Here is an 18,716-nt window from a genome sequence, read left to right on the forward strand (position 1 = left end):
CGCAATCTGATCTAAGGCCTGCCACGATGTTCCTGCACTTTGATAAACTACTGGCAGTTTTTGATCGGGCTGCCCTGATGCTGATTTGCCTGTTTTTTCTGACACGGGCCGCCCCGTTCCGTCAGTTACTGCAAAAAGATGACTATACGCCGGCAGAAAAGCTGGCCGTCATCCTCATTTTTTCGTTATTTGCGCTGTTCAGTACCTGGACCGGCATTAATGTGGATGGCTCCTTACTGAACGTCCGTATCATAGCCGTCATGTCCGGCGGGATCCTGTTTGGTCCCTGGGTGGGCATTTCTACCGGTGTGATTGCCGGGCTGCATCGCTACCTGATTGATATCCACGGGGTCAGCTCCGTTCCCTGTCTGATCACCAGTATTCTGGCGGGTGTGATCTCAGGAATGATTTACCAGCATGTCGGGAAATCCCGGCGCTGGAGTGCCGGGATCCTCTGCGGTATGTTATGTGAATCCCTGACCATGCTGCTGATTGTTCTCTTTGCCCGTCCTGCCGCACTGGGCATTGAAATAGTCAGTGAAATTGCACTGCCGATGATCCTCGGGTCGATGAGTATCGGTCTGATTGTCCTGCTGGTGCAAAGCGTGGAGGGTGAAAAAGAGGCACAGGCCGCCCGGCAGGCCAAACTGGCTCTCGATATTGCCAACAAAACGTTACCCCTGTTCCGCCATGTGAACAGCGAGTCGTTACGTCAGGTATGTGAAATAATCCGCCATGATATCAACGCAGATGCCGTTGCCCTGACCAATTGCCAGGAAATTCTGGCTTATGTCGGTTACGGAGAGGAGCACTATCAGACAGGAAATATCAGTCTGAGCCCGACCACTACCCTGGCCATTACCAGTGGTAAAATCATTATCCGCAATAATGATGAAGCCTATCGTACCCGGGATATCCACTCTATCCTGGTGATCCCGTTGCGGGAAAAAGGCGCCGTCGCCGGGACATTAAAAATCTATTATCGCCGGGCACATAAAATAACCGGCTCTCTGAAAGAGATGGCTGTCGGTTTGTCACAAATCATATCGACCCAGTTGGAGGTATCCCGTGCAGAGCAGTTACGGGAAATGGCGAATAAAGCCGAACTCCGTGCGCTGCAGAGTAAAATTAACCCGCACTTCCTGTTTAATGCTCTGAACGCTATTTCGTCTTCTATCCGGATGAACCCGGATACCGCACGACAGCTGGTGATCAACCTTTCCCGCTACCTGCGCTATAACCTGGAACTGAGTGATGACGAACCCATAGATATCAAAAAAGAGCTCTACCAGGTTATGGATTATATTGCCATCGAACAGGCGCGTTTTGGCGACAAACTCTCGGTGATTTACGATATTGATGAAGATATTGCCTGCAAAATTCCCAGCCTGTTGATCCAGCCGTTAGTGGAAAATGCCATTGTGCACGGCATACAACGAAGTCAGGGAAAAGGTGTGGTGACCATCAGTGTCAGAAGGACAGACACCGACGGGGATGTCTCTATTTCGGTACGCGATACCGGTGAAGGGATCAGCGAAGACGTTATCCGCCGCGTGGCCGGTAATGAAATGCCCGGCAATAAGATAGGGCTGTTAAATGTTCATCACCGCGTCCGGCTGCTGTACGGAGAGGGGCTGTGCATCAGGCGGCTCTCCCCTGGTACTGAAATCTCCTTCACGGTAACAAAAAACGTGCCACCCAAAGCTTTCGACCAACGACAATTCAGTCCGGAGACTATTACGTGAAGGCCATTATTGTGGAAGATGAGTACCTGGCACAGCAGGAACTCAGCTGGATGATACAGCATCACAGCCATATCAGCATTGAGGCCTGCTTTACCGACGGTGTTGATGTCCTCAAATATCTGCAAAATCATCAGGCAGACGTGATTTTCCTCGATATTAATATCCCGTCACTGGATGGCATGCTGCTGGCAAAAAATATCAGCATGTTCGCCGTACGTCCGCTGATTGTGTTTATTACGGCCTGGAAAGAGCACGCGGTAGAAGCCTTCGAATTAGAAGCCTTTGACTATATTCTGAAGCCCTATCAGGAATCGCGTATTGTCACGATGCTGAATAAGCTGGAAAGCAACTGGCAGGCGCAGCAAAACCCCGTCGTTCCCCGGGCGGCAGAAAAGATCCAGCAGACCATTAATCTGGTGAAGGACGATCGGATTATCGTGACCGATATCCACGATATCTGTTATGCGGAAGCCCATGAGAAGCTGACCATCGTCTATACCCGCCGTGATCAGTTTATTATGTCGATGAGTATCAGTGAGTTTTGCCAGCGGGTTCCGGAAAGTCAGTTTTTCCGCTGTCACCGCTCTTTCTGCGTGAACCTGAACCGGATCCGCGAAATTGAGCCATGGTTTAACAATACCTATATTCTGAAACTCCATGAGCTGGAGTTTCAGATCCCGGTCAGTCGCAGCAAAGTCAAAGCGTTCCGCCAGCTGATGAAGCTGTAACCGTCCGGTCAGTTGGCACGATCACAGCGAGCTATCACAGGGTGCTGTTACAGCACGACCCCCAGATACTGGCGCATATGGGCACCGGCACCTAATAATCCTGGCTGATCGTGGGTGATCAGGTAGACAGGGATATCCTGGACATAAGCACGGAAGCGGCCTTTATCTTCAAAGGCAGCACGGAAACCGGAAGCTTTGAAAAATTCCAGGAAACGCGGCACGATCCCACCGGCAATATAGACACCGCCGAAGGTACCGAGTGTCAGCGCAAGGTTTCCGCCGAACCGGCCCATAATCACACAGAACAGTGACAGCGCACGACGGCAATCGGTGCACTCACCGGAGAGCGCGCGTTCGGTCACATCCTGAGGCTGTAATTTCTCCGGTTCACGGTTATCTGAAATGACAATCGCACGGTAGATATTCACCAGACCTTTACCGGATAACACACGCTCTGCGGAGACACGACCACGTTCTGCACGCAACACGCTCATGATCATATCTTCTTCTTCGGTGCCACAGGTAAAATCGACATGCCCCCCTTCGCCCGGAAGACTGACCCAGCGTTTATCCACATGCACCAGATGGCTGACGCCCAGCCCGGTACCTGCTCCATAGATGGCAATCGGCTTACCGTTAACCGGTTCATTCCCGCCAAACTGAATAACATCGTCATCACTCAGACAAGGAATAGCCATTGAGACTGCCGTAAAATCGTTGATCACTTCCAGATGTTCCAGACCAAGATTCTGCTTCATCTCTTCAATAGAGAATGCCCAGTGATGATTGGTCATTTCGATCCAGTCATCTTTCACCGGGCAGGCTATCGCAATACAGGCAGCCCGTACTTCCGGCTGTTCCGAAAGATAGTGACGGATGACATCCTCCAGGCTCTGAAAATCAGAGGTAGAGAAGGTTTTGGTCTGTGAGATATTACCGTTACTCACTTCACACAATGCAAGGCGGGCGTTCGTTCCGCCAACATCGCCGACCAAGGCATAGTTTGTCATTCTTATGCTACTCCGCTTGGGGGTAATTGATGGTGAAGACACAGTGGCATCTTCAAATTATTTCTTCACCGATAAGTCCGGCGAAATCACGTTATAATTTTTACAGTAATCTACCATACCTTGCAGAATAGCCAATGCACATAGGTAAGATGCTGAATAATACCATAGGAAAATTTTTACCCTTGACAGTGACCGCTGCCACTGAGGAAGTTTCCCGCGCCCTTTAATGAAAGTGCTCCGCCATCCGGCGGACTTCATACCGGAGATTTTCAGATTACTACAATAGTCCCGGGACTTCACCTATCAGCAACCCGAGGTTAAGCATTATCACCAGTACAACGATCACCCCTCCGGTGATACGTGTTTTTTTACTGTTGACCAGCTCGCCCATCAGTTGGGAGTTTCCGGTGAAGACCAGTAACGGGATCAGGGCTAATGCAATACCGAAACTCAGTAGCACCTGGCTCAGAACCAGTACCCGCGTCGGGTCCATCCCGGCAATGATCACAATAAATGACGGCAACATCGTCACGAGGCGGCGCACCCATAACGGGATGGTAAAATGAATAAACCCCTGCATGACCACCTGGCCGGCCAGTGTCCCTACCACCGTAGAGGACAGACCGGCAGTGACCAGACTCAGGCCAAATACCAGTGCCGCAGCATTCCCCAGCAGGGGTTTCAGTGTGACATACGCCTGGTCCAATTCCGTTATACCGGTATGTCCGTTAAAATGGAATACAGCCGCCGCCGTTGCCATCATGGCCAGATTCACAAAACCGGCAATCGTCATCGCGACAGCCACATCCATTTTTGTGGAGCTGTAACGCTGGCTACGGTTACCGCCGGTATCCCGCTGTGTCAGTGCCGAATGAAGATAAATCACATGCGGCATAATGGTGGCACCCAGTACCCCGGCCGCCAGATAAAGAGCGTCCGTTTCCGGCAGCGTAGGTAATACCATACCACGCAGTAAACCTGCAGGATCCGGTTGAGAAAAGAACAGTTCAATAACGTAGGCTACAGCGACAAATAACAGCATCCCGCCAATCACCCATTCCAGGGGCTTTTGCCCGCGGCTTTGCAACATCAGGATCAGGAATGTGGCAATTCCGGTGACGACCGCGCCTTCCAGTAATGAAATGCCGAACAGCAGTTTAAACCCTAACGCCGCGCCAATAAATTCCGCAAGATCTGTCGCCATCGCGATAATTTCTGCCTGTACCCAGTAGAACCAGACAACGCGGCGGGGAAAACGGTCACGGATATGCTCGGCCAGGTTTTTTCCGGTCGCAATCCCCAGTTTCGCAGAGAGCAACTGGATAAGCATCGCCATGATATTGGCCCAGACAACAACCCAGAGCAACTGATAACCATAACTGGCCCCGGCCTGAATATTGGTGGCAAAATTTCCGGGGTCGATATAACCAATCGCTGCAATAAAGGCAGGCCCCATCAATGCCAGCTTTACTTTTCTCTGTTTGTTTGTGCGTTCAGTAGTCTGACTGTCTGGCATCTGGCTTCCCCGGAGATATGGTTGACCCCTACTCTACCCGCAAAGTATCAGGGACGTTAAATCGGTAATAATTATTGCATCAATAGACGATGCTAAAAAGTATAGCACAGGCTATACCATGGCATTTCAAGGTACCTGATAAGCAAAATTTGAGCAAAGGGTTTGTGAACGACTACGGACAGGTTTAATGAGAAATTAACAAAAAAAGACAGATTATTTAATAGTGCGATACATTCCGGACAAAAAGAGGCACTGTTACCGTCGGTTATTCGAAAAAAACAGCGAGATCTTTTGCTTATATTGGGTTTTGGATCTCGTTTTTATGCGACGTGTTACATAGAATACACCACAAAATAAAACTCCCCTCAGAACCGGAGCCCGCATGGCACACATTTTTCACTTTATTCTGGCAATGGTGGTTGTCGCAGCCCTTGCCTTACTGGCAAGTAAAAACAGAAAACAAATTCGTATCCGCTACGTCATCCAGTTACTGGTGATCGAAGTTCTGCTTGCCTGGTTTTTCCTGAATTCAGAAGCCGGACTGGGTTTTGTCAGAGCTTTCGCAGGATTCTTCGATACTCTGCTGAAATACGCTGCCGAAGGAACCAACTTTGTCTTTGGCGGCATGAACGACAAAGGCATGGCTTTCTTCTTCCTGAATGTCCTTTGCCCTATCGTTTTCATCTCTGCACTGATCGGTATTCTTCAGCACTTCCGTGTTCTGCCACTGGTTATCCGCGCCATCGGTACGGTACTCTCCAAAATTAATGGCATGGGTAAACTGGAATCTTTCAACGCCGTCAGCTCGTTAATTCTGGGGCAGTCTGAAAACTTTATCGCTTATAAAGATATCCTCGGGAAAATGTCTCACAACCGTATGTACACCATGGCAGCCACCGCCATGTCTACGGTGTCTATGTCTATCGTCGGTGCCTATATGACCATGCTGCAGCCTAAATATGTGGTCGCAGCCCTGATCCTTAATATGTTCAGCACCTTTATCGTTCTTTCGATTATTAACCCGTACAAAGTCGAACAGGAAGATGACCTGCAACTGAAAAACACTCATGAAGGACAAAGTTTCTTCGAAATGCTGGGTGAATACATCATTGCCGGTTTCCGCGTTGCTATCATCGTGGCGGCCATGCTGATTGGTTTTATTGCCCTGATCTCTGCCATCAATGCGCTGTTTACTACCATTTTCGGTATCAGCTTCCAGGGTGTCCTGGGTTACCTGTTCTACCCGTTTGCCTGGATCATCGGTGTCCCTGCAGACGAAGCGCTGAAAGTTGGCAGTGTTATGGCGACCAAGCTGGTGTCGAATGAGTTTGTTGCCATGATGGATCTGCAGAAGATGGCCAGCCAGCTGACGCCACGCTCTGAAGGGATCCTGTCTGTTTTCCTGGTCTCTTTTGCTAACTTCTCCTCCATCGGTATCGTCGCAGGCGCTATTCGTGGTCTGAATGAAGAGCAGGGAAATATTGTCTCCCGGTTTGGCCTGAAGTTACTCTACGGTTCAACACTGGTCAGCCTGTTATCTGCGGCAGTTGCCGGACTGGTTCTTGCCTGATCCGACACTCAGACTGAACAACGGGGCCATCAGGCCCCGTTTTTTTTAGCTCTCAGCTACCACCGCGGCCTGCTCCGCGGCGACCACGCGCTGGCGTAACTGCATGAAATGTTCCACCACCACCTCCACTTCCAGTCGGGAGACATCCTGCCCGGGGGCTTCCAGGATTTCTGAAGGTACCTTCCAGGGCCCCCAAAACCATGCATCACTGTTACCGAACAGGGCGACTGTCGGAACCTTCACTCCGGCGGCGACATGTAATGCCCCGCCATCACTGGTCAGTATCTGCTGGCAAAGGGACATGCCGGCAATTAATTCCCGCAGGTTACGGGTCTGTGCAGGGATGAGTGCAATGTCCTGACATGCCTCAATAATCTGTCGGGCCTTATCATCATCCCCCGGATGACTTTTATTATCCGCCGCTCCCGGCGACCAGAAAAGCAGGAACTGACACGGCTGCTGCGAGGCAATCTCATGCATCAGCTGAATAAATTTCTCTGCCTGCCAGCGCTGTGCGGGCTTACGGGAGCTTATCTGAATACCAAAGACAGGCAGTTCATCCGAAACAGGCAGACGCTCGCGCATGATCCGGATCTCTTCACGGGTTGGATACAACTCCAGCCCGGCAGGAGGCTCCGTGCCCCCAAGAGGGGCCGCCAGACGAGAGAATAGCTCCACAATATGACACTGTTCACCGGACAGAGTGACCGGATCACTGACCTCCGGCGGGATATTATTATTACCGATGGCAATAATACGCTTAGCTCCGGATAATCTGGCCCATTTCATTGACCGATCAGACCAGTCAGCCCGGGCAATAATGGCAACGTCATACCCTGCATTACGTACATTTAGGTAGCTACTAATCCGTTGAATCAGAAAAGAAAATAATGAGCTACCCGGCGGCCGGTGGTGCAATTTACTGTAGGGATGGATCTTTCCCACGTGTGGATTATTTTCCAGAACCGGTTGATTATAGGTGTTTACCAGCAGGTCAACCTTCCCTCCCAAAGTACGTGATAAAGAGGAGATAAGAGGTGTCGTCAGTATCAAATCGCCGATATTATCCCTCTGAATAATCAGTATTTTCATCTTTTTGGTCAACTTTTGGTTTTACTTATATTCTCAGGCTGCTATGTGCCTGACGCTTTGTATAGGCTTATCATCATTTTCAGAGTCATCACACCGTCCGGCCTTGTGGCCGGAATCCTGCAGAGTCTCCCGCGGTGTAAAACCAGAGACCTTGCTGCACCAGTGATACTTCTTATAAGACCATCTAATGTATAGATGGTTGCAGCCGAAAGGGAGAAAATATGGCAGCGTGGAGAGAGAAAAACCCCCTGACAACAGGGGTTTTTTAAGTCATGAGTCTCTTAACGGTCCGGGGGAGCACCGGACTTTCTTTTATAACGTTTATTCAGCTTTATCAGCTTGTGTCCGCTGCGCTTTATGACCTTCATGTCCTTCTGCAATAAAACCATCATCAATTTTATCGGTATCAGACTGGTTGTCGCGACCGGACAATAAATTCCAGCAGGCAATAAACAATGCAGCAACCAGCGGTCCGATAACAAACCCGTTCAGACCGAATAATTCCATTCCGCCCAGGGTTGACATAAGCACCAGATAATCCGGCATACGTGTCTCTTTACCCACCAGTAACGGACGAAGCATGTTATCCACCAGCCCGATAACTAAGATGAAGAAGACAACCAGGAAGACACCTTTCCACAGCGGACCGGCGGCCAGGAAATAGATAGCCACCGGTAACCAGATAATGGCTGATCCGACGGCAGGGACCAGTGAAAGAAACGCCATTAACGCTCCCCATAGCACGCTGCCTTCCACGCCCAGGAACCAGAAAGCCAGGCCCCCCAGAGCCCCCTGGACGATTGCCACGACCACAGTCCCTTTTACCGTCGCTTTGGAAACGGCGGCCAGTTTAGTGAACAGATGATGTTTCATATAACGGCTAAGAGGCAATGCATCCAGTACCAGGCCAATCAGATACGCACCATCCTTCAGGAAGAAGAACAGCAGATATAACATAATGATAAAGCCGACCGTAAAGCTGAAGGTACCCTGCCCTATCACCAGCGCGCTGCTGGCCAGTGTATGGCTACCCTGCATCGCCAGGCCGGAAATCTTTTGCTGAAGCGCATCGACATTAGTCAGGTTATAGCGATTCAGAAATTCCTGCACAAAACCCGGCAGATGATGAACTACCGTACTGATAGATGTGGATAAGAAATGGTTATTCTGCTGGAGATTGTTGTAGACCTCATTGCCTTCATAAGCCAGTGAACTCATCACAATCACACAGGGTATAAAGACGATCAGACAGATGATCAGTAATGTCAGTAATGCCGCCAGACCATTTCTGCCCCCCAGCCACGCCCTGACCCGTGTTTTAAGCGGATAAAACAACAGTGCCAGAATGACTCCCCAAAAAATTGACGAATAATATGACTTGAGTACCATGCAAAATGCCAGGGTGCTCAGCAACAAGAGCAGCACAAAAAATCCTTCATTAATGCCTTTAATTCTCATCGGTTATTCTCATTATCATTGAATAAGTTACTGTTAACTGTAGTAAATAAAGGGAAGAATGCAATATTCAGATAGCACTATGCTGAAGAAATAGCCGCTGAAGCCGCCAGAGGTATGATAAAAATGATATTTATCACTTTACGGGGGCATAATGCCCGCGGCACGGCCCCTGACACAGCAACTCCCGCCCAAAAAGCCAACTCACTGATGCGGGGGAATATCATAAATAACGTTACTTTTTGAAAGTAACAGCAACTGCAAGGAAAACCACAGGAAAGCGGGCCTCCTTCTGCTCACACCGACTCTCCGGGACTGAAATATGTATTTCCGGGCACCTGGTAGCGGCAAAGTCACGAAACGGAGTTAATCGCAACACTGTTCAGACAGCATGCAAACATCGCAGGCAGCCAATGAGGGGTTATCTGCTGACGACAACGAAAATGATGACAATAAAGAAAGATAACCGCTGCCAGTGACTGAGCGGGAGCTGATTACAGAGAAGGATATACAGACTTTGCCGTAATGGTGTCACATAGCGTGCAGTGAACAGGCTAACACTCTGTTTAAAAAGAAATTAAATAATAGAAACGCGGATCTGAAAGAGATGATAAACAGGATGATAGTGAAGAAATAAAAAAACGGATAAGAAAATAAGAAGTGGTGGAGATAAGCGGGATCGAACCGCTGACCTCTTGCATGCCATGCAAGCGCTCTCCCAGCTGAGCTATACCCCCACATCTGGAACATTTTCGGTGCGTTACTTCTGATGAAGTAATGGTGGAGATAAGCGGGATCGAACCGCTGACCTCTTGCATGCCATGCAAGCGCTCTCCCAGCTGAGCTATACCCCCAGACCGAAAATTGTCAGGGCTGACCTGACGGACGGCATAATATGAAACCGGGGCATGGGTGTCAACGGCAAATTTATGATCTGCGCGCAACTGCTGAAAAAGCCACCATATTCAGCGGGTAAGACCACTGTCATCCCCTTTAAAATTCCAGGCTTCGGGTGATAGATCACAATAAAAGGTGAATCCGTGCATAGGGATGATGACGAAATCTTTTCTTTTTTTAACGTACAAGTTACCTTTCATTGTAAAATAAAATCGTTACATCAACCAGGAAAGGAAAACAGTGTGAAAAAGGAATGGATGACTCCGGAAGAACTGGCGCTGGAAACAGGGTATAGCCGCCAGACAATCAATAAATGGATCAAGCGAGAAGGCTGGGCTACCCTGCCGAAACCTGGTGTTCAGGGTGGCAAAGCCCGATTGATACACATCGATGAAGAAGTGAAAACATTCCTTGATTCCATCAGGCATGTGTCTGAGCCAAAAGGGAACTATATTGTCGAGAAAGATCCACTGGCCACCCTGCTACTGAGCAGTATAAGTCAGATGACACGCCATGAAAAAGAACAATTAAGCGGATTGTTACTTCGTGAAGGGATCCGCGGAATGCTGCAACGCCTGGATATCCCTGACGGGGAATAATAAAGACCGGAAACCCACAGGTTTCCGGCACATCGACAATGATTACGCCTGTGCTTCGCGCTCAGCGATAAAGCCCAGGGCTTTATGGATACGGGCGATACTCCGTTGCTGGCCAATAGCTGCAACGGTAACATCCAGTCCCGGAGACTGCCCGGCACCGGTCACCGCAACACGTAATGGCATCCCTACTTTACCCATACCCACTTCCAGTTCATCGGCCGTAGACTGAATGGCCTGATGAACATTCTCAGCCGTCCAGTCAGAGATCGCCGCCAGTTTCTCAGCCACACGCTCTAATGGCTGACGCGCGACCGGACGCAGATGTTTTTTCGCAGCATCTGCATCAAATGCATCAAAATCCTCATAGAAGTAACGGCAGCTTTCCGCCATTTCTTTCAGTGTCTTACAACGGTCGCCCAGCAGTTTAACCAGTGCAGGCAATTCCGGCCCGACAGCGGTATTGATGTTCTGCTGTTCAATATGCCATTGCAGTTGGGTCGCCACATATTCTGCCGGCAGCGTATTAATGTAGTGATGGTTCAGCCACAACAGCTTTTCTGTATTGAAAGCACTCGCAGATTTACTGACAGCATCCAGACGGAACAGCTCTGTCATTTCAGCGACAGAGAAAATCTCCTGATCACCGTGCGCCCAGCCCATACGAACCAGATAATTCAGTAACGCTTCCGGTAAAAATCCATCATCACGGTACTGCATCACACCGACGGCACCATGGCGCTTAGACAGTTTCTTACCGTCATCACCCAGGATCATAGAAACGTGTGCATAGAGCGGAACCTGTGCACCGATAGCTTTCAGGATGTTGATCTGGCGCGGGGTATTATTGATATGGTCTTCACCGCGGATCACGTGGGTGATTTCCATATCCCAGTCATCGATCACCACACAAAAGTTATAGGTCGGTGAACCGTCTGTACGGCGAATGATCAGATCATCCAGCTCCTGGTTACTGAATTCAATCGGGCCACGGATCTGATCATCAAAGATCACCGAACCTTCCTGCGGGTTACGGAAACGAACCACACATGGCTCATCATCACTGTGATGCTCATGGCTGTCACGGCAACGCCCGTCATAACGTGGTTTTTCACCGTTTTCCATCTGCGTTTCACGCAGTGCTTCCAGACGTTCCTTAGAGCAGTAGCATTTATACGCGGTTCCGGCAGCCAGCATTTCATCAATGACCTGGTTGTAGCGGTCAAAGCGTTTGGTCTGGTAATAAGGACCTTCATCCCAGTCCAGGTTCAGCCAGTTCATACCATCCATAATGGCTTCGATGGCTTCCGGTGTGGAGCGTTCAAGATCGGTGTCTTCTATACGCAGAACGAACTCACCTTTATTGTGGCGGGCGTATAACCAGGAATAAAGAGCAGTACGGGCACCACCCACATGTAAGTAGCCGGTAGGACTTGGCGCAAAACGAGTCTTAATTTTCATTAAACATTGCCTTAGGACGCGGTTTTATCATCACTGACGACAAAAACCAGAAATAAATGCGGAATTCAGTCGCTTCATTTTAACACCTGGCAGTGAATCCTCAATCATTGCTCACCCTCTGAAACTGTTTAATCTGCGTTTTGCGATAAAAAAAACACCGTTTTGTTTAAAACCCCCGCAGGGTGGCTATTTTTAAAACGAACGAACATTTTATTCAGAAAAAGCGTTGACTCATATTCAACTATCCCTATAATGCGACTCCACACAGCGGGGGTGATTAGCTCAGTTGGTAGAGCACCTCCCTTACAAGGAGGGGGTCGGCGGTTCGAACCCGTCATCACCCACCACTACTTAGGTAGGTAACCCGCTGGAACAGGTAAAGAATTTGAATTTGGGTGATTAGCTCAGTTGGTAGAGCACCTCCCTTACAAGGAGGGGGTCGGCGGTTCGAACCCGTCATCACCCACCAAATTCAACAAAGCCCTGTAAATTATTTCGGGTGATTAGCTCAGTTGGTAGAGCACCTCCCTTACAAGGAGGGGGTCGGCGGTTCGAACCCGTCATCACCCACCAAACGGGTCGTTAGCTCAGTTGGTAGAGCAGTTGACTTTTAATCAATTGGTCGCAGGTTCGAATCCTGCACGACCCACCAATTCAGAAAAAAGCTCCCTCAGGGAGCTTTTTTCGTTTCTGCTTTCCGGTAAGTGTTTACGCAGTGTCAGTCCGGTTCCGGAAAGTTTTCATCTGCGCCCGCCCGGGGTTCCGGGGCATTGTCTTTTCTGCTGGCGTTAAAGTGACCCGTAAAGCACCGTTTCTGCCGGGTTACCTGTCGCTTTCCCCGTCATTTCTTAGTGTGCTGCCAGCACCTTAAAGTAATGCGGGTCGTCCTGAATGGTCGCCAGAACCTTCGCGGCCAGTCCGGTCGGATTACGCCGTTTCTGCTCCCAGCTTTTCACCGTATCAAGACTGGTACCCAGAGCAGCCGCCAGCTCGGCCTGCGAAACGTTCAGTTTCGCCCGGATAGCTTTAACATCCGCCACGTTATAACGGGTTACCCGTGCCGGTAACGTGTCACCCTTTTTGATGGCGACGGCTTCTTCGAGAGAGGTTTTCAGTTCGTTAAAAATGTTCATGCTATACCTCACCTTTGAGTTGTCGGGTCAGTTTTTTCAGCACCGCTTTTTCTGCCGCGCTCAGACTGTCCTTAGTGTTTTTCGGATAGGCCATCACCAGCCAGATAACCTCGTCTGTGGCCAGAAAGTAAATGACTCTGGCACTGCCGCTTTTACCCTGATGACCGGTCGCCATTCTGACTTTTCTCAGTCCGCCGGTTCCCTGAATTAAGTCGCCCTTAGCCGGGGACTCAATCAGTTCACACTGCAATGCTTTCAGTTCATCATCCGTGGCAATCAACCGGATTTGCCGGGTAAAAAGCGACGTCCCGATAAATTCAATCGAATGATCCATAAAGGACTCCTTTCCAGGGTGACACTGCACTCCTTTATCTGTACTTTACCAGTCCGGTGTAATTACTCCTTCCCTGGCATCGGTACGAATGGTGAAGTAGCATTTTTCGGCCCGGGTCCTGTTCCCCGGCTTAGGTATTACCGATAGCACAGCTACCCTGCCAGCTTATTTCACGGGTTGTCGTCCCGGCCCCGGCACATATCCCCTTAGCGTTCAGGGATAAAGTCCCGGTGGCTGCTCAGATAATCCGCCTGTTCACAGACCAGTTGCCAGATAGCTTCTGCCGCCGGACTTAGCGACCGGTTTTTTCGCCGGATAAGCATCAGTGTGCGGTGATATTCAGGGTAGATCCGTCTGACAGCCAACTGACTACCGGAGGGCAGTGGCAATGCCAGCGCCGGCAGAATACTAATACCAATCCCGGCTTCTGCCATCGGATAGAGTGTCACAGGGTGGCCGACCTGCTGGATCACGCGGGGCGATATTTTTTGCTCGCGAAAAATGTTATCAATCAGTGCACGACTGCCGGATGCATAATCCTGCAATACCAGCTCACGATCCCGGAGATCCTCCCAACGCACCACCGGCGGAACACTTAGCGGATCGTCTGACCGGTACAACAGCAGAAAAGGATCATTCAGAATCGGCTGGATCTCAAATTCATCGCTGTTCAAGGGATCGATGACAATACCGAAATCTACCGTGGCATTCAGTACACTCTGTAAAACTGACTGCTGAACACTGTCCTGTAACAACAGCCGTACCTCCGGATAGCGTTGCCGCGCCTGCGCCAGGCAGGCGGGCATTAGCCGTGCAGATATCGTCTGACTGGCGGCCAGCCTCACCGTGCCGCTGCGCTGACCACCGTAACGTCGTAACTCCAGTAACGTCGTATTCAGCTCTTCCAGCTGTACACTCAGTTTCGATGCCAGTTGCTGGCCGGCATGGGTCAGCTGCACTTCCCGGGTCGTCCGGTCCAGTAATTTGACACCAATCTCAGCTTCCAGCGCTTTAATACTGTGGCTGACCGCAGACTGGCTCAACCCCACCCTCTGCCCTGCCAGACTGAAACTGCCTTCGGTGGCGACTGCCACAAATACTTTCAACTGCCTGAGGGTATAATTCATGCATTTCATTCATATATAGGTTCGATAAATTAATTTTATTTCTAAGCTTTGTTACCGCACAATATTTTTTATTTCAGTTCGGAAAATAACGATGGGATTTCTACGCCTTGACCCGATGATGATCAAACTCATCATTACTGTATTACTGGCCACTTTTCTGCCGGCAAAAGGCGGTTTCGTCCCGTTTTTTGAATGGCTCACCACTGCGGCAATTGCATTACTGTTTTTTATGCATGGGGCAAAGTTATCCCGGGAAAAAATAGTTGCCGGCAGCAGCCATTGGCGGCTCCATCTGTGGATCATGTTCAGTACTTTTATTATGTTCCCGATCCTCGGTCTGCTTTTTGCCTGGTGGCATCCACTGAACATCTCTGCGGATCTCTATAACGGATTCCTCTACCTCTGCATATTACCTGCGACCGTGCAGTCCTCCATTGCCTTTACGTCCCTTGCCGGAGGCAATGTCGCGGCTGCCGTGTGCAGTGCCTCGGCATCCAGCTTACTGGGAATTTTTGTGTCTCCGCTGCTGGTCGGGCTGGTTATGCATGTTCACAGTAATGCACCTGGCAACGGTCTGGAACAGATCGGGAAAATCATGCTGCAATTACTGGTTCCGTTCCTGCTGGGACATTTTTCCCGTCGCTGGATAGGCAGTTGGGTAGAAAAACACCGCTCGCTGATTGGTAAGACGGATCAGACGTCTATTTTACTGGTGGTCTACTCCGCGTTCAGCGAAGCCGTGGTTAACGGTATTTGGCATCAGGTGAGCCTCGCAACCATGCTGTGGATCATCGTCGGTTGTCTGGGATTATTATCCGTCGTGCTGCTTATTAACGTGATTGCAGCCCGCAGCTTCGGGTTTAATCGTCAGGACGAAATCACCATTCTGTTTTGTGGTTCGAAGAAAAGTCTGGCCAACGGTGTGCCGATGGCAAACATCCTGTTTCCTGCCAGTACTATCGGTATCATTGTGTTACCACTGATGATTTTTCATCAGGTTCAGCTGATGGCCTGTTCATTTATTGCCCGTCATTACCGAAAACTTAACGATAAGGCCGCTGAGCAGGAACAAATTCCCGCCGCCTCCTCCGGTAAGTGATCCCGGCACAGCGCAGAAACCATCAGGTCCTGCGCTGCATCTGATAATGTGTGCTGCCCCGGCACCGTTATTTTCGGTTTTTCCCGCTATTGATTTTTCTGTTATCTCTGTCAATGATTAGTGCTGTGCTATTACGGCAAATCAGTCCGTTGAGTCAGCCTCACCACCTCAGTGACAATAATAAACTGAACTAAAAGCGTTTCAGAGCTTCACTTTTCACTTTTTAAAGGCAAAAGCAGATATGAACGAACAGACGCATGATGAGAGCGCGGGAAAGAACGCTGCCACCCCGTCATCTCAGGGTAACCAGCAAAAGAAAGAGAATTCACCGCCAGAGGATGAGCGAGAACGCCCCGGTAAAAAACCCCTGGTCATCCTGGCGATTATTGTGGTTGTGGTGATTATCGCAGCGGTTGTCTACTGGCTGATGAACCGTGGTATCGAAACGACAGATGATGCATTTACCGACGGTAACGCGGTGATCGTTTCTCCGCGGGTCTCCGGCTATGTGACTCAGTTACTGGTGAAAGATAATCAGAAGGTCAATAAAGGGGACTTGCTGGCCGTTATTGATCCGCGTGATGCCATCGCTCAGCGTGACCAGGCTCAGGCTCAACTGGCACTGGCGAATGCACAACTTCAACAGGCCGAAGCTCAGTTAGCTCTTGCCAAAGTTCAGTATCCGGCGCAGAAAGAACAGGCTATCGCAAGCCAGGCCAGAGCCCGTGCTGAACTGAACAATGCCACCGCTGCCTATCGCCGTCAGCACGGTGTTGACCCGAAAGCCACCTCGCAGACTAACATTGATAGTGCCACGGCCCAATGGCGCTCTGCACAGGCGGAATATCAGAATGCCACGGCGCAGGTTGCGGTGGCCTCGCAGGTCGCGCTGCAGATCCGCCAACAGGAAACGAATGTTGAAGCCCGCAAACAGCAGGTCACTCAGGCGAAAGCTCAGCTGGAAACCGCTGAACTCAACCTCTCTTATACCCGCGTGACGGCACCTTATACCGGTTTTGTGACTAAACGTAATGTCGATCAGGGTAGCCTGGTTCAGGCTGGCAGCAGTATGTTCTCACTGGTTTCCCCGGACATCTGGATCACCGCCAACTTCAAAGAAACCCAGCTGCAATCCATGAAACCCGGCGACCATGTCGATATCAGTATCGATGCCTGGCCCTCTCTGAAACTGCAGGGCCATGTTGACAGTATCCAGATGGGTTCCGGTTCGCGGTTTTCTTCCTTCCCGGCTGAAAATGCCACGGGTAACTTCGTGAAAATCGTTCAGCGCGTGCCGGTCAAAATTATTATTGATAAAGGACTGGATCCTAACCATCCGCTACCGCTGGGCTTATCTGCAGAACCTGAGGTAACCGTAAAATGAGTGGTGCCGCGGAGTGGCGTCCGTCAGCTAACCCCTGGCTGGTCGCCTTAACGGTAACGCTGGCGGTATTTATGGAGGTACTGGATACCACCATCGTTAATGTCGCCCTGCCCCATGTGGCAGGGTCGCTTTCATCGAGTTACGATGAATCAACGTGGGTGCTGACGTCATACTTAGTGGCTAACGGTATTGTCCTGCCTAATTCAGCCTTCCTGAGCCGGTACTTCGGCAGAAAACACTACTTCCTGTTATGTATCGTCATGTTTACGCTTTGCTCGTTCCTGTGTGGCATGGCTACCGAACTCTGGCAGTTGATTCTGTTCCGCATCCTGCAGGGGTTCTTCGGGGGCGGTTTACAGCCGGTTCAGCAGTCTGTGTTACTGGACTATTTCAGTAAAAAAGACCGGGGAAAGGCATTCGGTTTATCCTCAATTGCCATCATTGTCGCTCCGGTTATCGGACCGACGCTGGGGGGATGGATCACCGATAACTTCAGCTGGCGCTGGATTTTCTTTATTAATATTCCGGTCGGGGTCATGACTGCACTGGCGATTTATCAGCTGCTGGAAGATCCGCCCTGGGAGAAAAAAGCGGCTAAAGGCACTCTGAGTATCGATTACATCGGTATCGGACTCATTACCCTTGGACTGGGATGCTTACAGGTTTTTCTCGATCGCGGAGAAGATGAAGACTGGTTTTCATCGAACTTTATTATTCTGTTTGCCACTCTGGCGGTCATCGGGATCACTGGCGCGGTTTACTGGCTGATGTATACCCGCAAACCGGTCGTCGACATTCTGGTGATGCGGGACCGTAATTTCCGGGTTTCAGGCTTACTGATGGCAGGCATGGCGTTTATCCTTTACGGCAGTTCGGTCGTTATCCCGCAACTGGCGCAACAGGAGCTGGGCTACACCGCAACCCTCGCCGGTCTGGTACTCACACCAGGGGCCATTTGTGTCATCCTGACCATCCCTGTTGTGCTGAAACTGATGCCGATAGTGCAGACCCGCTACATTATTATGTTTGGTTTTGCCTGTCTGGCTCTTTCGTTTCTGTACTCGGGAATGATGCTGACGCCTGACCTCGATTTTACCTCACTGGTGATTATGCGTAGCATGCAATCCGTCGGCCTGGGATTCCTGTTTGTACCGTTAACGACCATTGCATTTATCTCGATCCCCCAAAAGCTTAACGGCGATGCCTCGGCACTGTTTACCATGTTCCGTAACGTGGCTGGCTCTATCGGGATTTCATTGTCCACGGCAGCCATTACCGAACGGTCACAAACGCATTCCGCCTACCTCTCGGCCAATATGACCCCTCTGAACCAGCAATTTAATCAGGCGGTGTCCCAGATGGCACAGGCGATACAGAACTTTTCAAACGCCGTCGGGAATGCGACCTCCCTGGCCACAGGTCAACTCTATCAGCAGATGATAAGTCAGGCCCGTTTTCTCGCCTATGTGGACGTCTTTTTCGGCCTCTGTATTATCGGCCTGATCCTGTTACCGTTTTGTTTATTGCTGGCACCGGTCAAAAGCGAAGGCAGTGCCGGAGGCCATTAAA

The 18,716-nt window shown here is 50.2% G+C and carries 15 protein-coding genes and 6 tRNA genes; 11 read left to right on the plus strand and 10 right to left on the minus strand.

Annotated elements, in window-relative coordinates; translation table 11 throughout:
- Positions 1 to 26 precede the first annotated feature (26 nt).
- Both CG67_RS13995 and CG67_RS14000 read left to right on the plus strand, forming a co-directional pair.
- Positions 27 to 1,745, plus strand: a complete 1,719-nt coding sequence (locus CG67_RS13995) for a sensor histidine kinase (protein ID WP_025903562.1) — start codon at positions 27 to 29, stop codon at positions 1,743 to 1,745.
- Positions 1,742 to 2,473 carry a LytTR family DNA-binding domain-containing protein gene (locus CG67_RS14000; protein WP_025903563.1) on the plus strand — a complete coding sequence of 244 codons (732 nt, stop codon included), beginning with the start codon at positions 1,742 to 1,744 and terminating at the stop codon, positions 2,471 to 2,473. Before CG67_RS13995 ends, CG67_RS14000 begins: the two co-directional genes overlap by 4 nt.
- Before the next feature lie 47 nt (positions 2,474 to 2,520).
- Here the strand turns inward: CG67_RS14000 and glk are convergent, their stop codons facing one another.
- Both glk and CG67_RS14010 read right to left on the minus strand, forming a co-directional pair.
- Positions 2,521 to 3,483: a glucokinase gene (gene glk / locus CG67_RS14005; protein WP_025903564.1), complete on the minus strand. Its 963-nt coding sequence runs from the start codon at positions 3,481 to 3,483 to the stop codon at positions 2,521 to 2,523.
- A 277-nt stretch (positions 3,484 to 3,760) separates the two neighbouring features.
- On the minus strand, positions 3,761 to 4,999 hold the full coding sequence (locus CG67_RS14010) for an Nramp family divalent metal transporter (RefSeq protein WP_025903565.1): 1,239 nt from the start codon (positions 4,997 to 4,999) through the stop codon (positions 3,761 to 3,763).
- A gap of 382 nt (positions 5,000 to 5,381) precedes the next feature.
- On the opposite strand from CG67_RS14010, the gene CG67_RS14015 reads away from it, so the two are divergent.
- A complete protein-coding gene (locus CG67_RS14015; RefSeq protein WP_025903566.1) occupies positions 5,382 to 6,569 on the plus strand; it encodes a NupC/NupG family nucleoside CNT transporter in 1,188 nt (395 codons plus the stop codon).
- Between the two features lie 45 nt (positions 6,570 to 6,614).
- Here the strand turns inward: CG67_RS14015 and CG67_RS14020 are convergent, their stop codons facing one another.
- The 4 genes from CG67_RS14020 to CG67_RS14035 all read right to left on the minus strand — a co-directional run bounded on the left by CG67_RS14020 (position 6,615) and on the right by CG67_RS14035 (position 9,970).
- Complete coding sequence (locus CG67_RS14020) at positions 6,615 to 7,661, minus strand: glycosyltransferase family 9 protein (RefSeq protein ID WP_025903567.1); 1,047 nt, start codon at positions 7,659 to 7,661, stop codon at positions 6,615 to 6,617.
- Positions 7,662 to 7,982: 321 nt separating this feature from the next.
- Positions 7,983 to 9,119: an AI-2E family transporter gene (locus CG67_RS14025; RefSeq protein ID WP_025903568.1), complete on the minus strand. Its 1,137-nt coding sequence runs from the start codon at positions 9,117 to 9,119 to the stop codon at positions 7,983 to 7,985.
- 658 nt (positions 9,120 to 9,777) lie between these two features.
- Positions 9,778 to 9,853: transfer RNA gene (locus tag CG67_RS14030), tRNA-Ala, on the minus strand.
- Positions 9,854 to 9,894: 41 nt separating this feature from the next.
- A tRNA-Ala gene (locus tag CG67_RS14035) sits at positions 9,895 to 9,970 on the minus strand.
- A 285-nt stretch (positions 9,971 to 10,255) separates the two neighbouring features.
- Here CG67_RS14035 and CG67_RS14040 point away from each other — a divergent pair.
- The gene (locus tag CG67_RS14040) at positions 10,256 to 10,612 is read left to right on the plus strand and encodes a YfeC-like transcriptional regulator (protein WP_025903569.1); all 357 of its coding nucleotides are present in this window, start codon (positions 10,256 to 10,258) and stop codon (positions 10,610 to 10,612) included.
- A gap of 42 nt (positions 10,613 to 10,654) precedes the next feature.
- Here the strand turns inward: CG67_RS14040 and gltX are convergent, their stop codons facing one another.
- Positions 10,655 to 12,070: a glutamate--tRNA ligase gene (gltX, locus tag CG67_RS14045; RefSeq protein ID WP_025903570.1), complete on the minus strand. Its 1,416-nt coding sequence runs from the start codon at positions 12,068 to 12,070 to the stop codon at positions 10,655 to 10,657.
- Positions 12,071 to 12,341: 271 nt separating this feature from the next.
- On the opposite strand from gltX, the gene CG67_RS14050 reads away from it, so the two are divergent.
- The 4 genes from CG67_RS14050 to CG67_RS14065 all read left to right on the plus strand — a co-directional run bounded on the left by CG67_RS14050 (position 12,342) and on the right by CG67_RS14065 (position 12,722).
- A tRNA-Val gene (locus CG67_RS14050) sits at positions 12,342 to 12,417 on the plus strand.
- Between the two features lie 46 nt (positions 12,418 to 12,463).
- Positions 12,464 to 12,539, plus strand: a tRNA-Val gene (locus CG67_RS14055).
- 28 nt (positions 12,540 to 12,567) lie between these two features.
- Positions 12,568 to 12,643, plus strand: a tRNA-Val gene (locus CG67_RS14060).
- 3 nt (positions 12,644 to 12,646) lie between these two features.
- A tRNA-Lys gene (locus CG67_RS14065) sits at positions 12,647 to 12,722 on the plus strand.
- Between the two features lie 196 nt (positions 12,723 to 12,918).
- Here CG67_RS14065 and nadS read toward each other — a convergent pair.
- The 3 genes from nadS to CG67_RS14080 form a co-directional block, all read right to left on the minus strand.
- On the minus strand, positions 12,919 to 13,203 hold the full coding sequence (gene nadS / locus CG67_RS14070; RefSeq protein WP_025903571.1) for a NadS family protein: 285 nt from the start codon (positions 13,201 to 13,203) through the stop codon (positions 12,919 to 12,921).
- 1 nt (position 13,204) lies between these two features.
- Complete coding sequence (locus CG67_RS14075) at positions 13,205 to 13,537, minus strand: type II toxin-antitoxin system RelE/ParE family toxin (RefSeq protein WP_025903572.1); 333 nt, start codon at positions 13,535 to 13,537, stop codon at positions 13,205 to 13,207.
- Between the two features lie 206 nt (positions 13,538 to 13,743).
- Positions 13,744 to 14,664 carry a LysR family transcriptional regulator gene (locus CG67_RS14080; RefSeq protein WP_025903573.1) on the minus strand — a complete coding sequence of 307 codons (921 nt, stop codon included), beginning with the start codon at positions 14,662 to 14,664 and terminating at the stop codon, positions 13,744 to 13,746.
- Between the two features lie 91 nt (positions 14,665 to 14,755).
- Between CG67_RS14080 and CG67_RS14085 the strand changes: the two genes are divergently transcribed.
- The 3 genes from CG67_RS14085 (at position 14,756) to CG67_RS14095 (ending at position 18,715) form a co-directional block, all read left to right on the plus strand.
- The gene (locus tag CG67_RS14085; protein WP_025903574.1) at positions 14,756 to 15,763 is read left to right on the plus strand and encodes a bile acid:sodium symporter family protein; all 1,008 of its coding nucleotides are present in this window, start codon (positions 14,756 to 14,758) and stop codon (positions 15,761 to 15,763) included.
- Positions 15,764 to 16,004: 241 nt separating this feature from the next.
- Positions 16,005 to 17,147: an HlyD family secretion protein gene (locus tag CG67_RS14090; protein ID WP_025903575.1), complete on the plus strand. Its 1,143-nt coding sequence runs from the start codon at positions 16,005 to 16,007 to the stop codon at positions 17,145 to 17,147.
- Positions 17,144 to 18,715, plus strand: a complete 1,572-nt coding sequence (locus tag CG67_RS14095; protein WP_025903576.1) for a DHA2 family efflux MFS transporter permease subunit — start codon at positions 17,144 to 17,146, stop codon at positions 18,713 to 18,715. The genes CG67_RS14090 and CG67_RS14095 overlap by 4 nt, the downstream gene beginning before the upstream one ends.
- The last annotated feature ends 1 nt before the right edge of the window (position 18,716 follow it).

The organism is Tatumella sp. UCD-D_suzukii, assembly GCF_000611875.2.
Taxonomy (GTDB): Bacteria; Pseudomonadota; Gammaproteobacteria; order Enterobacterales; family Enterobacteriaceae; genus Tatumella; species Tatumella ptyseos.